The sequence below is a fragment of the Exiguobacterium sp. s191 genome, assembly GCF_018618955.1.
Classification (GTDB): Bacteria; Bacillota; Bacilli; order Exiguobacteriales; family Exiguobacteriaceae; genus Exiguobacterium_A; species Exiguobacterium_A abrahamii.
Map to the genome: position 1 here is coordinate 1,563,879 of NZ_JACSNC010000001.1, position 13,296 is coordinate 1,577,174.

The window sequence follows — 13,296 nt, forward strand, 5'->3', positions numbered from 1 at the left end:
TATCCCCCTCATACCTATTCGTCAGCCGACTTTTTCCTCGGTGACGTCTTCGAGACGCTGACGCTCCATCTGACCCCAGTTTCCTCGACCAGTCAAGAATTGAATCAATCCTCCTAGCTTGAAGAAGACGAGAATCGGACGGTACCAGAACGACTCGGTTAAGGACCAGAGATACAACCGAATCAATTCCTTGACGTTCTTGAATCGGTGCATCGTCCACTCTTCCAATAATACGGCACCTGCTGACAATAGGGAACCATAGAGTAAAGCGACGACCAGCAAGACGATCCCAAATTCAAAGTTGAGTGTACCGACGAGTAGGTTGAGCGGAATGATGAAATAACCGATCAGTTCGACGATTGGTCCGAGTAGTTCAATCAAAAAGAAATACAACATCGAGACGCTACCAACAGAACCATATTTCGGATTGCCAATCATTCGTTTATGCGTCCACAACGTCTCAGCAAGACCACGATGCCAACGTGTTCGCTGTGACCGTAACACTTCCATCGATTCTGGAGCCTGTGTCCAGCAGACTGGCGCCGGAACGTACTCGATGCGTTTATCGAGCTTATTTTCCTTCATGTACCGGTGTAAGCGGACGACAAGCTCCATGTCCTCACCGACGAGACCTTCTTTATATCCACCAGCCTGTACGACAATATTCTTTTGGAACAATCCGAAGGCGCCGGAGACGATCAATAAGATATTGAAACGACTAAGACCAAGGCGACCGAACAAGAATGCACGGAAATACTCGATCATCTGCATCAGGACGATCCGTTGCTTCGGTGTCCGAATCTCAACGATTTCGCCGCCTTCAATCGTACAACCGTTAACGAGGAAGATCGAACCACATGTCGCGACGACTTCTTCATCTGACTCAACGATCGGTTTCATGACTTTTAATAACGCATCGCGCTCTAAAATCGAATCCGCGTCGAGCGAACAGAAATAGGGATAACTCGAGTAATCAATACCGGCATTCAAGGCGTCTGCCTTTCCACCATTCTCTTTATCGATGACAATCAAACGACTATCAATGCGGGAACGGTAGACTTGTTTGACCGGCTTTGAACCAATCAAGATACGTGGATATTGAATTTCTTTTTCCAACTCATACGCGCGAAACAGCTCATCCATCGTTCCGTCCTTTGAACCATCGTTAATGACGAGTACCTCATGCTCTGGGTAGTCAAGGGCTAGCAAGGCTTGGACACTTGAGACGATCGTATATTCTTCATTATAGGCTGGAACAAGGATACTGACCGGTCGTGTATAGAGAGACCGCATCAATGGTAAATAGGAGCTTTCTTTTCGGCGGAACCGTTGCCGTCGCACCATCTGAGCAGAAATCAGATACAGCGTCGAATAGAATACGATGACGAGTAACATATAGATCAATACTGTCCATGAGAGGACTTCAATAATGGCTTGGATTGTCTCAGACGACATGATGCTTCATCTCCTTTGCCAACCGTTCGGTCGCTTTTTGACGCGCATAGCGGTCGGGGTGTCTACTTGAAACCTTCGCCAACTGTTCGATCCCACCACAAGCAAGTAACGCATCAAAGGCTGCCGTCCGGACCCACCATGATCGACTGCCGACAAACGGCAGGATCGCTGGTATCGCATCATCTGGAACGACGTGCTCTAAGAAACGAAGGGCAAGCATTTGCTCAACCCAACTTGATTCTTCTTCCAAGTAAGGCACATACAATTTCCAGTCTTCCTCAAGTCCAATCCGTGTGAGCGCGCGAAGGGCTCGCTTTCGGACTTCTGGATTCTTATCAGTCGTTTTATCGCGTACGAGCGCGATATAACGTGTCTCATCTCGATCAAAGATCAACTGGAGTATTGCTAGTCGAAACGATAGTGTAAGTTCATCGAACGATGTGACCCATTCTTGTAAGTCGTGACTACGACCGATCGCAAGAATCGCACCAAAGAAGCTGATATCATTTTCTTGTTTAGCAATCGCAATCGCATCTTGCGGGGATAAGGAGACAAGTGTCCGGACGATGACATCGCTCTCCTCTTTTTCAATTGCCTTTCCCCAACGGGCATGAATCATCGGTGCGACTGCGACCAAACGGAATTGAGAAACGGCTTCATAGGCGTTCAAGCGACGATCAATCCGCCGATGCTTCAATTGTTGCTCATAATACGCTTGCATATTAGAAGCGACGAAAGCTTGTATACGTTCAAGATGCACCGGCGTTGCCGTCAAGTTAGACAACGCGAACAATTCAAGCTCCGCTAAATCTTCGTTTCCTTTTTGAATCGTTGGCATGTCTTGACGTTCACTTGTCGCATAGTCATAGATGTCATCTCGAAAGGCAAGCTGCCAATCGCGACGCGCATGCTCACGATTGGCGCGTTTTCGTTTTTGAACGACAAGATAGATCAACGCTCCACCTTGTAAGAAGATGAGTACGACGATGAATACTAGAATCGCCTGCATCATCGGCCGTCCTCGACTTTGCGAATCCACGCACGGAACTCTTCGATTTTCAGTGGAAGCGTCATGATGTAATCAACACCACGATCAATCGCTAGGACATGATCACGTTCGCGGTTATACATCGAGATCATCATCGATTGGAATGGTGCGACACTCTGTTGTTTCGCTCGCAGCAGTAATTCCAATCCATCTGCTCGCGGCAATGCGGACGTGAACACGAGTAAGTACGGACGGGATGCTACATACTCATCAAGGAACGTCTCCGCTCGCTCGAACGTCATGAAGCGTTCGAAACGGTCCGTCAATTCCCGTTCCATCATCCGACGGATATGCGGATCTTCCGTTACGACGACAACGTCTGCGATATGATGGATCTTCTTATAACGCGCAAGGCGATCGAGAACAAGCTCCCTCGACAGCGTCGCCGGCAGAACTTCACGTGCGTTCTCTAACCCATAGAAAGAGGGTTCCGTATTAAAGTAAACGACGGGAATCCGCTCCTCAATGACGGGTTTGCTCGCGAGAACGACATCGGCATAAGAGATGTCCGTCCGCACGCACCATCCTTCCTCGATCAGACCATTGACCGTCTCCGGCATTTGTCCGACCGTGTGTACGAATAAGGTATTCGTCGTTGATTCTCGGACAGCCTCTTCCGTCCATTCGATCGTCGAACTGACCTCACGATCTTGAGTTGTTGATTCAAACGACTGATTGATTAATTTCCACATCTCTTCACGTCGCATTTAGTTTCCTCCCTCAGTGAATGCTTTTTTCATCGTATGATAGATAGGTTTCAATTCTTCCCGTTGCTGTGGATTCGTCCACTCGGCCCAGTTGTAGAAACCACGATTCTTCTCTGGAATACGTGTCTCACCGACTTGACCTGTGACTTCGATTCCTTCCGTGATCATCTTCGATTCGAGTCCATCTTTCCAGAAGTCTCCGATGATTTCATGTTTACTTGGATCACGCATATTCAAGACCATCCATGGAATACGAAGTTCAACGGTTGGTTTCGTGACATCTGAGATATCCGTTAAAATGTCATCTGGTTCTCCTTCATGTAAAACACCTGTGTCCCATTTGACGGCTGGTTTGACGATTTTTTTCGTCACCGGGTCTCGTCTTGCATAATCGAGCATTTGATAGATCGAAACGAACTTGCCGCTGTCTTTTTGATCAGACGGAGGTTTCACCATCTCAAACGGCATCTTCAGACCGTAGTGGTATCGGAAGATGTCATAGCGAGCATCGACATCGATACGCGCTGTCTGATCGATCGTCAGGCGGTATTCAGCTCCTTCGTCAAGCGTCAACGAACCGACTTTCGTGTTCCCATCATTCGGTTTCGTCGATAGTGCAAGTGTCGTCGGCTCTGCTTTCTTCCGGTCGATGCGTAAGTAGAGATAAGCCTCGTCGGAAGTCATATAAATCGCTCGATCCTTATTTTCAGCTACTGGTGCATACCCTTTCCAATCATCCAATTTCCCATCAATGATGATGTCTGAACGGAGGAATCCAAGCATCCCGAAATGTTGTTCACTTGTTTGAACATTCGACCAACGTGGACGGGTATCCGCATCGTCATAATCCATTGTGTTCCATGTTCGTTTGAACCATTCGTCTTGCCAGATGAAGACCAGTCCACCAGCCGTCTTGACGTCCTTGATGTCTTGATAGAGCTGCGCGACGAGTTCGCCTTGTTTCTTTTCACTGACATGTCCTTGGTCGAAACCGTTCGGTCCAAGGTGTGTCTTCCCGCGTGAACTTGGAATACCGAATTCCGATACAAGTAACGGCATATCATGATAGTCTTTCATTTCTTTCAAATAACGAGCGTAGGATTCAGAGCTCTTATCTGCTTTTTGACTGTATTCTTCCTTGATGAACGAAGGGTAATACGGATAGATGTGATAAGACGCAAACAAACCACCTGGGAAATCCTTCGTTGCTTTTAAATGATTGAAGTCGATCGAGACGAGATCCTGCTCTTCTTCGACCTCTTTCGGGTGTTTCAATGGATCCGTCGTCGGCCAGTTCGTCGAACCAATTGGTCGAGTCGTTCCGTACTCTTTGATTTCGTGTGCTGTCGCTGTATCCATCCGACCAGCAAGCCACGATTCGAACGGTGACGCCTCTTGTGTCGTCGTCACGTATTTCCCTTCGAATCGCGTGCCTTTGTTCTTTTTATTCGTCTCGACGACGGCTTCCGGTAACCATTCGATTCCGAAGACGAACGCTGAAACGTATTGCGAGACGTCTGAAGTATATGTTCCGGAAGCATGACCGACGACTTCCTTGACGACCGCGTTACCATGAATGACATCGACCATTCGTTTGGCTTCCGTATCGGTCATCTTCAAGAAGTCTGGTTCAAAAGCGTTCTTCAACTCTTCGAATGGTTTTTCCTCGACCCACATACCTTGCATCAAATAAATCGGTTGCTTCGCCCGTTCGTTATACGCTTTTAATGCATCGTAAAAAGCAGGAGGATGCAATGTATACACGCGAATCGTATTGACACCCAACTCGCCGATTTCCTTTAGCCAACGATCGTATTCATTACGACTGATGGCATGTTCCCCGGGAAATGCACCCGGTCGACCGAGTCCGACGTTAACGCCTTTGACGAAATACGGCTTCCATTCGCCATCTTGATACATCTCAAGCGTGTCTTGTCCTTCTCGTGCCCGAGTTCGTAATTCCTGATTGCCGACTTTCGTTTGTGAGAGTGGTTTTACTTTTGCAGCCTGCGTCGAAACACGTTTTGTATCTTCTAAAATTCGCGTCAATGTCGGGGCATAAATCTTCCAAAAGAATGCTGATTCACTCTCTGCACTATCGAGGATGAACTGTTTACGGAACCAATCAAGCCCACTATATCGATAGTAGCGCGGGATGTCCGCGACATCTGTATAGTCACCAGCAAAATAGTGTCCACTTCCTTGCGTAACATACGCAGGGAACTCAAGCGGCAACTGATATTTCCGAAGCATCGCTTGGGTCTGCTTTGACGGTTTCCAAGAAAAATGCGCTTGTTGCTCGCCACCATCTAGCTCTAAAATCTCAAACCAGTAGTTATAACGCACCTCATCTTTTGCATTGCCCTTGTTTTTATCCCATTTATAAAGTAATGGTGTGTCATCATTGACGAAAAAAGCTTTTTCCGTTGAGTCATTGATGAAGACATAACCTGGACCAGATAGTTTGAATTCTTTTTCTTTTGCCTGCGCTTTTAATTGAGCTACGACGTTCTTCTCAAGACCTTGCAACTTTGTTAAATCCGGGAAAAAACGACCGATCCATCCTGTCCATGCCGTCCCGAACAATTGGCGAAACGCATTGGACCGCTCGACTGACGTCGGACTTGCCGCCGTATTAAACTCCGCTACGACCGTTTTCCCTTGCGAAATCGCTTCGGTCGCGAGATCAACGTCTTCTGCCGTCAACCCCCCACGGTGTTCTTGTTTCCCGTTGACCTCATAGGATTTCCCATACGTATCCGTAAACAACAGCACATCTGCTTTAGAAGCCTGTTGTAGCATTTGCTTCCCTTGTGTACCGTCATAACGATTAATGTAATCCGAATACTTATAATCTTGCTCTTGCGCATTTCGGATTTTCAAGTGATTCAATAACCACGTCGTTCCAGCGTGCTCTCGCTCATCTGTACCGTTCGTATAATCAAATAGCGCGATATTTAATGTCTTTTCCTGCTTTAAGAACCAAATGGCAAATGGTGTCAGAATAAGTAATATGACGATTGCAAACGTCCATTTATAACGCCTCATATTGGCATAGCCTCCCACTAGAACAATTTGTTCCTATCATTGTAACGTGAATTAAATAATGTTCATATAATGGAAATCAAAAATGATGGAAGGAAATGATTAGATGCTATTTATAGATTACTTTAACCCTAATTAAAAAACGTTCTGCTCTCCTATTGCCGGAGAACAGAACGTTTCGTTATTTTACAGTAGACGATAAATCGCTTCCCATGCGGCATCGACGCCTTCTCCTGTCTCAGATGAGAAAGGAATCAAGGTATCTTGACCGTCAAATTGCAATTTACGTTTGATTGCCGCGATATGTTTATCACGTTGACTCTTTTTGATCTTATCGAGTTTTGTCGCAACGACGATGACCGGTAGATCGTAATACTTCAAGAAATCATACATCGTCACATCATCCGCAGACGGATCGTGTCGGATGTCGACGAGCTGTACGACACCTTTGAGGATTTCCCGTTGCGTGAAGTACTTCTCCATCATCTTGCCCCATGCTTCACGCTCCGTCTTCGAAACTTTCGCATATCCGTAACCCGGTACATCGACGAACATGACTTCATCATTGATGTTGAAGAAGTTCAAGGTTTGCGTTTTACCTGGTTTCGAAGATGTCCGCGCGAGTGCTTTACGCTGGACCAGTTTATTGATGAAAGAGGACTTTCCGACGTTCGATCGCCCTGCGAGTGCCACTTCTGGCAACAATGGCTCCGGATAATGTTCCGGATTGACGCCACTCGTAATAAAATCAGCTTTATAAATTTTCATGTTACTCTCCTTTTAATGCATGTTCGAGCACTTGCTCCATCGTCGCGACCGGAATGAATTCCATTCCTGCGCGGACGCTTTCCGGGATATCATCGATGTCCCGCGTATTGTCTTGTGGCAACAGAACGGTCGTCAAGCCCGCACGATGTGCTGCGAGTGACTTCTCCTTTAATCCACCGATCGGTAAGACACGTCCACGCAACGTGATTTCACCTGTCATCCCGACATCCCGGCGAACCGGGCGTTTTGTTAAAGCGGAAATCAATGCTGTCGCGAGTGTGATCCCAGCAGATGGACCATCTTTCGGTACGGCACCTTCAGGAACGTGGATGTGGATGTCTTGCGTTTCGTAGAAGTTCGGTTCGATGCCAAGGGACGTCGCATTCGCTCGGACGAAGCTGTACGCGGTCTGAGCCGACTCTTGCATGACATCACCGAGTTTCCCGGTTAACTGCAATTTCCCTTTACCCGGAGCAAGGCTGACTTCGATCGTCAACGTATCGCCCCCAAAAGCAGTATACGCTAAACCAGTCACCGCGCCAATCATATCTTCGAGCTCGCCTTGACCATAGCGGTAGATCGGTTTGCCTAGGAAATCGTCCAGATTACGTTTTGTCACCGTCACCCGTTTCTTCTCACCCATCGCGATTTGTTTCGCTGCTTTCCGGCAAAGTGAGCCGAGGACACGTTCGAGATTCCGGACACCGGCTTCTCGTGTATAACGACGGACGACTTCTTCTAGCGCGTCTGCTTTGACCGTCAATTGACTCTTTTTCAGACCGTGTTCAGCCAGTTGCTTCGATAAGAGATGACGAACGGCAATTTCCGTTTTCTCTTGTTCCGTATAGCCACCGATTTGAATCAATTCCATCCGGTCGAGCAATGGTCCGGGGATATTCGAGACATCGTTCGCTGTCGCGATGAACAGAACGTTCGATAGATCGAACGGTTCTTCGATATAGTGATCAGAAAAGCTGTTGTTTTGTTCCGGATCAAGAACTTCAAGCATTGCGGACGACGGGTCACCACGGAAGTCATTTGACATCTTATCGATCTCATCAAGCAGGAAGACCGGGTTGTTCGTTCCTGCTTGTTTTAAACCACGAATGATCCGTCCTGGCATCGCACCGATATACGTCCGGCGATGTCCACGGATCTCCGCTTCGTCGCGCACGCCACCAAGTGAAACGCGGACGAACTTCCGCTCAAGTGCTGTGGCAATCGAACGGGCAAGCGACGTTTTCCCGACTCCCGGAGGACCAGATAGACAAAGAATCGGTCCACGTAATGAGTCCGTCAATTGACGAACGGCAAGATACTCAAGGATCCGTTCTTTGACCTTCTCTAGACCGTAATGGTCCTTTTCAAGCTGTTCCGAAGCAGCCGAGACGTTCAAGAAATCATCGGTTGCTTCATTCCACGGCAACGAGAAGAACCATTCGAGATAGTTGCGAATGACCCCATGTTCGGGACTCGTCGCCGGTACGACCGCTAAACGACTGATTTCCTTCTCGACGTTCGCAACCGTCGTTTCTGGTAAATCAAGCATCGCAAGCTGCTCCCGATATTTCGTCGCATCGCTTTCAACAGAAGCCGACTCGCCACCTAGTTCTTGTTGAATCGTCTTCAATTGTTCCCGCAAGTAATACTCGCGTTGCGATTGTTCAATCGTCTTCTTCGTCCGTTCACGCATCTCACGTTCGAGTTCGACGACTTCATATTCGTGTTTCATGACATCAAGCAACATCAATCCTCGTTCGACCGGATCCTGTTGTTCGAGGAACTCCTGTTTCTTCGAGATATCGATTGGTAGCTTCGACGTAATATAGTCCGTCAATGAATCGAGGCGTTCGTATGTCTCGAATCGGCGACGTTCATCCGTTCCGATTCCTTTGATCCGAGAGACGAGCTGACCGAACTGTTCTTTGATGAGACGAACGAGCGCTTCTTGTTTCGCTCCTTTGATGTCCATCTTCTCGATTGGTTCGATGACGGCTTGATAACCTTCGTCTGTCTCTTCGACGTTTTCGATCCGGACACGTTCCTTCCCGATGACGCGGACACGGACCGTATCATTCCCGAGTTCACTCATCTTCGCGATTTGAACGAGCGTACCAACTTGGTGCAGCCCGTCAACAGACGGCTCTGCCTCTGGATCACGTTGCGTGACGACGACGAGATCGATTTCGTGTTCCTTTGATGCAAGTAAGGCTTTTAAGGATACCGGACGCCCTACATCAATCGTCAATCCGATCAACGGATACGCGACGACACCGCGTAACGGTAAAAGTGGATATTGTTTTTTCTTCATTCGAATTCCTCCTAAACAAAAAGACTCGGAAAGGCGTACAAGTAGCCTCCGAGCCGATTTGTCACGGTGTTACGCCGTTTCTTTTTCTTTCCCATGTTCAATTGTACCATCTTTCAACTCAAGCGTTGGACCGCGTTTACCAGTCAACGTTTCTGCTGTAATGATGACTTTCGCGATGTCTTCACGTGATGGGATTTCGAACATGATATCAAGCATAGTTTCTTCGATGATCGAACGAAGACCACGCGCACCTGTTTTACGTTCGATTGCAAGTTTTGCAATCTCAAGAAGTGCATCTTCCGTAAAGTCGAGTTCGACATCATCGAGTTGAAGCATTTTTTTATATTGTTTCACGAGGGCGTTTTTCGGTTTCGTCAAGATTTGAACGAGTGCCTCTTCATCAAGTGGCTCGAGCGTCGCCATGACCGGCAAACGACCGATGAACTCTGGAATCAAACCGAACTTTTGAAGATCTTCTGGTAATGCAGCTGCCAGAATTTCTTTTTGTGTAAGGTTACGGTTCTCTGAATCGTTTCCGAATCCGATGACTTTTTTACCAAGACGACGTTTGATCGACTGATCGATACCATCGAATGCGCCACCGACGATAAACAAGATGTTCGTCGTATCGATTTGGATGAATTCTTGATGTGGGTGTTTTCGTCCACCTTGTGGCGGTACACTCGCAACCGTTCCTTCCAAAATCTTCAGCAAGGCTTGTTGGACACCCTCACCAGATACGTCACGTGTAATCGACGGGTTTTCTGATTTACGAGCAATCTTATCGATCTCATCAATGTAGATGATTCCTTTTTCAGCCTTCTCGACATCGTAATCCGCAGCTTGGATGAGTTTCAATAAGATGTTCTCGACGTCTTCACCGACATAACCGGCTTCCGTCAAACTTGTTGCATCTGCAATCGCAAACGGTACGTTCAAGATACGTGCCATCGTTTGGGCAAGAAGTGTCTTACCGCTACCTGTTGGTCCAATCATGACGATGTTCGATTTTGAGAGCTCGACATCATCTGCGCGACCACCAGCATTGATTCGTTTGTAGTGATTGTACATCGCTACAGACAACGACTTCTTCGCTTTTTCTTGACCGATGACATAATCGTCAAGTGTCGTACGAATTTCATGCGGTTTCGGAACATTCTTTAGCTCGACTTCTTCTTCAGTGCCGAGTTCTTCCTCTACGATTTCATTGCAGAGTTCGATACACTCGTCGCAAATGTAAACGCCAGGTCCAGCAACAAGTTTGCGTACTTGTTCTTGTGTCTTTCCACAGAAAGAACATTTTAGCTGACCTTTTTCTTCGTTAAATTTAAACATAAAGGTCCACCCCTTTAACGTGGAAATTGTATGGATGCCTGTAGCATCCCGTCTCACGTTTTACTATTTATGATTGTAGCATGAACAAGGAAAGTCTTTCAAATCCTGGACGAACGATTTACAGTTTGATGTTCTGAACCAAGGATCGTTTGTCCTTGTTTGACCTATCGTACAAAAAAATCGACTCCAAGACCAGAAATTGGGCTTGAAGTCGATCGAAAACCATGAAATGGCTTATTTTGCTTTTGCGTTGTCGACGAGAACATCGATAGCTTTACGGAATTGAAGATCGCCTTTAAGCGTTTCAAGACCACCTTGTGGTGCAAGCATCGTTTCAAGTTGATCTGCAGGGATGTTGTAGAGTTCTGACATTGATTGAAGTTCAGTTTGAGTTTCCTCATCTGTTACTTCGATTTTTTCGTCAGCAACGATTTGCTTGAGGACGAGACGTGCTTTAACACGCTCTTCCGCTTGCTCTTTCATTTCAGAACGCATTGCCTCTTCTGTCGTTCCAGTCAACTGGAAGTACATGTTGAGGTCGATACCTTGTGATTGAATACGTTGTGTGAACTCTTGAACCATACGCTCGACTTCGTTTTCGACCATGACTTCTGGAAGATCAACTGTCGCGTTTTTCGTAGCCGCTTCGACTAACTCATCGCGCATTGAAGCATCAGCTTCTTGTTTGCGTGTGTTTTCGAGACGCGTACGGATTTTTGTTTTCAACTCGTCGAGTGAAGAAACTTCTTCATCCATTTCTTTTGCGAACTCATCTGTCAATTCAGGGAGCTCTTGTGCTTTGACTTCGTGGATCGTTACTTTGAATGTAACTGGTTTTCCAGCGAGTGATGCTTCGTGGTATTCCTCTGGGAATGTCACTTCAAGATCTTTTTGCTCGCCAGTTTTTAAACCGACCATTTGCTCTTCGAATCCAGGAATGAAGTTTCCAGAACCGATGACGAGTGAGTAGTTCTCAGCAGTTCCGCCGTCGAATTGGTTTTCCCCATCGAAACCTGCGAAGTCGAATACGACTGTATCGCCATTCTCGATGACGCCATCTTCTTTAACGACGAGTTCTGCACCGCGTTCTTGTAATGTTTTGAGTTCAGCGTCGACGTCTTCGTCAGTAACGTTCGTTTCAACTGCTGTGTACTCAAGACCTTTGTACTCACCGAGTGTAGCTTCTGGCTCGATGACGAACGTGATTTTGAATTCGACTGGCTTGCCTTTTTCGAGTGTTTCAACGTCGATGTTCTCAAGCGCGATTGGCTCGATTCCTGATTCGACGACTGCACCTTCGATTGTGTCCTTGTAAAGGATATCGAGTGCATCTTGGTACAGTGCTTCTTCACCGTACATTTTGTTGAACATTGCGCGTGGCATTTTTCCTTTACGGAAACCAGGTGTGTTCAAAGTCTTAACGACTTTCTTGAACGCTTGGTCTACCGCTTTATCAAATGCTTCAGCAGGCGCTTCATACGTGAGGACGCCGAGGCTACCTGATTGTTTTTCCCATTTTGCAGTCATGCTGAGTCCCTCCAAAATTGTCAATTAGCGTACATGTGTGTACAACAAGTCACATTATAGCACAATCGTTCTGACGATTACCACTGTTGAACGAATCGTTTCCAGATGTCTCAATCGAAGTAAATCTGCTCGAATGCGATGACTTCTGGATAAAGGATATGTGCCGCTCGATATAACCGCTTCGCCAGCGGACTGAGGATACGTTCCGGTTCTTCACGTTCAAATGTCAGACCTGCGAGTTCTTCGCATGCTGCGAGCCATTTCTCCATATCTGATCCGATTCGTTCTCGTTCTTCAAGATGAATCAGTTGATCCGATCGCAAGACGAGCAACGCTCGGAACGGATCCATTCGCTCTAACGTATGCATCGATGCCAGTAACGCTTGTTGCTCCTGTTGATGTACCATCAGGATTTCTTCTAAATCTTCGCGTGACGAGATCGTCCAGTCTACAGCTAAGTGTGGTACATGAATGCTTATCGGATATGACACGTGATCCAGCACGCTTCCTAATAACTGATCAATGACGAGTAGACTTTGATGTGCAGTCTCTTGCGCCTGAAGATATTTCTGGGTAATATATGCAATGAGCTCAGAGGTCCGTTCGAATTCAATACCGGTCAAATGGCGCATTTGTTCGACCCAACTCCCATGTCGTAACACATGCATCAGTTCCGTTGCTGATGTTACCTCACGCTGCGCAACAGGGTTGTTTTGAACTGCCGGCTTTTGTTCGCGAACACGCATCTGTTGTTTGATTTCATCTAATCGAAGCGCGAGCCCATAAGGCAGATACGGTGACGCCGAGCGCAAAGCGAGTTTCATCGGATAACGTTCTCCGAGTTCATAAAGAAAGAGTGCGAGCACTTGCTCGACACCCTCGACTTCAAGAAATCGTTCTGCCACTGTTTCAAATCGTTCACGGTCATGCATTAAGAGTGGTTGAATGACATAGAGCCGGTGTAATACATCTTCTCCTGTCAATTGGTCAGTCTCTAATTCCATAATCAATTGTTCTTGTTTAGAAGCGGGCAAACGAAGAATCCGCGCTCGTTCTACTTCTAGTTCATGTTCCATCCAGCGCGATGTCCCCATATTCCG

9 protein-coding genes are annotated in these 13,296 nt (G+C 46.9%); all 9 read right to left on the bottom strand.

Features of this window, described 5'->3' with window-relative positions:
• Positions 1–21: 21 nt before the first annotated feature.
• Entirely contained in the window at positions 22–1,455 is a 1,434-nt protein-coding gene (locus KNQ09_RS08380) for a glycosyltransferase family 2 protein (protein WP_050677619.1), read from the bottom strand.
• On the bottom strand, positions 1,445–2,464 hold the full coding sequence (locus KNQ09_RS08385; protein WP_214858125.1) for a HEAT repeat domain-containing protein: 1,020 nt from the start codon (positions 2,462–2,464) through the stop codon (positions 1,445–1,447). Before KNQ09_RS08385 ends, KNQ09_RS08380 begins: the two co-directional genes overlap by 11 nt.
• Positions 2,464–3,210 (bottom strand): response regulator, encoded by a 747-nt coding sequence (locus KNQ09_RS08390; protein ID WP_214723761.1) that lies wholly within the window; start codon positions 3,208–3,210, stop codon positions 2,464–2,466. Before KNQ09_RS08390 ends, KNQ09_RS08385 begins: the two co-directional genes overlap by 1 nt.
• Positions 3,211–6,258: a hypothetical protein gene (locus tag KNQ09_RS08395; RefSeq protein WP_251138116.1), complete on the bottom strand. Its 3,048-nt coding sequence runs from the start codon at positions 6,256–6,258 to the stop codon at positions 3,211–3,213.
• A 183-nt stretch (positions 6,259–6,441) separates the two neighbouring features.
• On the bottom strand, positions 6,442–7,023 hold the full coding sequence (gene yihA, locus KNQ09_RS08400) for a ribosome biogenesis GTP-binding protein YihA/YsxC (RefSeq protein WP_023468975.1): 582 nt from the start codon (positions 7,021–7,023) through the stop codon (positions 6,442–6,444).
• 1 nt (position 7,024) lies between these two features.
• The gene (gene lon / locus KNQ09_RS08405; protein WP_023468976.1) at positions 7,025–9,334 is read right to left on the bottom strand and encodes an endopeptidase La; all 2,310 of its coding nucleotides are present in this window, start codon (positions 9,332–9,334) and stop codon (positions 7,025–7,027) included.
• A gap of 69 nt (positions 9,335–9,403) precedes the next feature.
• Positions 9,404–10,669 (bottom strand): ATP-dependent protease ATP-binding subunit ClpX, encoded by a 1,266-nt coding sequence (clpX, locus tag KNQ09_RS08410; RefSeq protein ID WP_023468977.1) that lies wholly within the window; start codon positions 10,667–10,669, stop codon positions 9,404–9,406.
• A 234-nt stretch (positions 10,670–10,903) separates the two neighbouring features.
• Positions 10,904–12,196: a trigger factor gene (gene tig, locus KNQ09_RS08415; RefSeq protein WP_023468978.1), complete on the bottom strand. Its 1,293-nt coding sequence runs from the start codon at positions 12,194–12,196 to the stop codon at positions 10,904–10,906.
• A gap of 110 nt (positions 12,197–12,306) precedes the next feature.
• Complete coding sequence (locus KNQ09_RS08420) at positions 12,307–13,290, bottom strand: hypothetical protein (protein ID WP_064299534.1); 984 nt, start codon at positions 13,288–13,290, stop codon at positions 12,307–12,309.
• Positions 13,291–13,296: the final 6 nt, after the last annotated feature.

What these genes read in the sequence shown, in the direction of transcription:
- KNQ09_RS08390 (WP_214723761.1), bottom strand. Translation starts at nt 3,210, where the DNA reads ATGCGACGTGAAGAGATGTGGAAATTAATCAATCAGTCGTTTGAATCA.
- KNQ09_RS08380 (WP_050677619.1), bottom strand. Translation starts at nt 1,455, where the DNA reads ATGTCGTCTGAGACAATCCAAGCCATTATTGAAGTCCTCTCATGGACA.
- clpX (WP_023468977.1), bottom strand. Translation starts at nt 10,669, where the DNA reads ATGTTTAAATTTAACGAAGAAAAAGGTCAGCTAAAATGTTCTTTCTGT.
- tig (WP_023468978.1), bottom strand. Translation starts at nt 12,196, where the DNA reads ATGACTGCAAAATGGGAAAAACAATCAGGTAGCCTCGGCGTCCTCACG.
- KNQ09_RS08420 (WP_064299534.1), bottom strand. Translation starts at nt 13,290, where the DNA reads ATGGGGACATCGCGCTGGATGGAACATGAACTAGAAGTAGAACGAGCG.
- KNQ09_RS08395 (WP_251138116.1), bottom strand. Translation starts at nt 6,258, where the DNA reads ATGAGGCGTTATAAATGGACGTTTGCAATCGTCATATTACTTATTCTG.
- yihA (WP_023468975.1), bottom strand. Translation starts at nt 7,023, where the DNA reads ATGAAAATTTATAAAGCTGATTTTATTACGAGTGGCGTCAATCCGGAA.
- KNQ09_RS08385 (WP_214858125.1), bottom strand. Translation starts at nt 2,464, where the DNA reads ATGCAGGCGATTCTAGTATTCATCGTCGTACTCATCTTCTTACAAGGT.
- lon (WP_023468976.1), bottom strand. Translation starts at nt 9,334, where the DNA reads ATGAAGAAAAAACAATATCCACTTTTACCGTTACGCGGTGTCGTCGCG.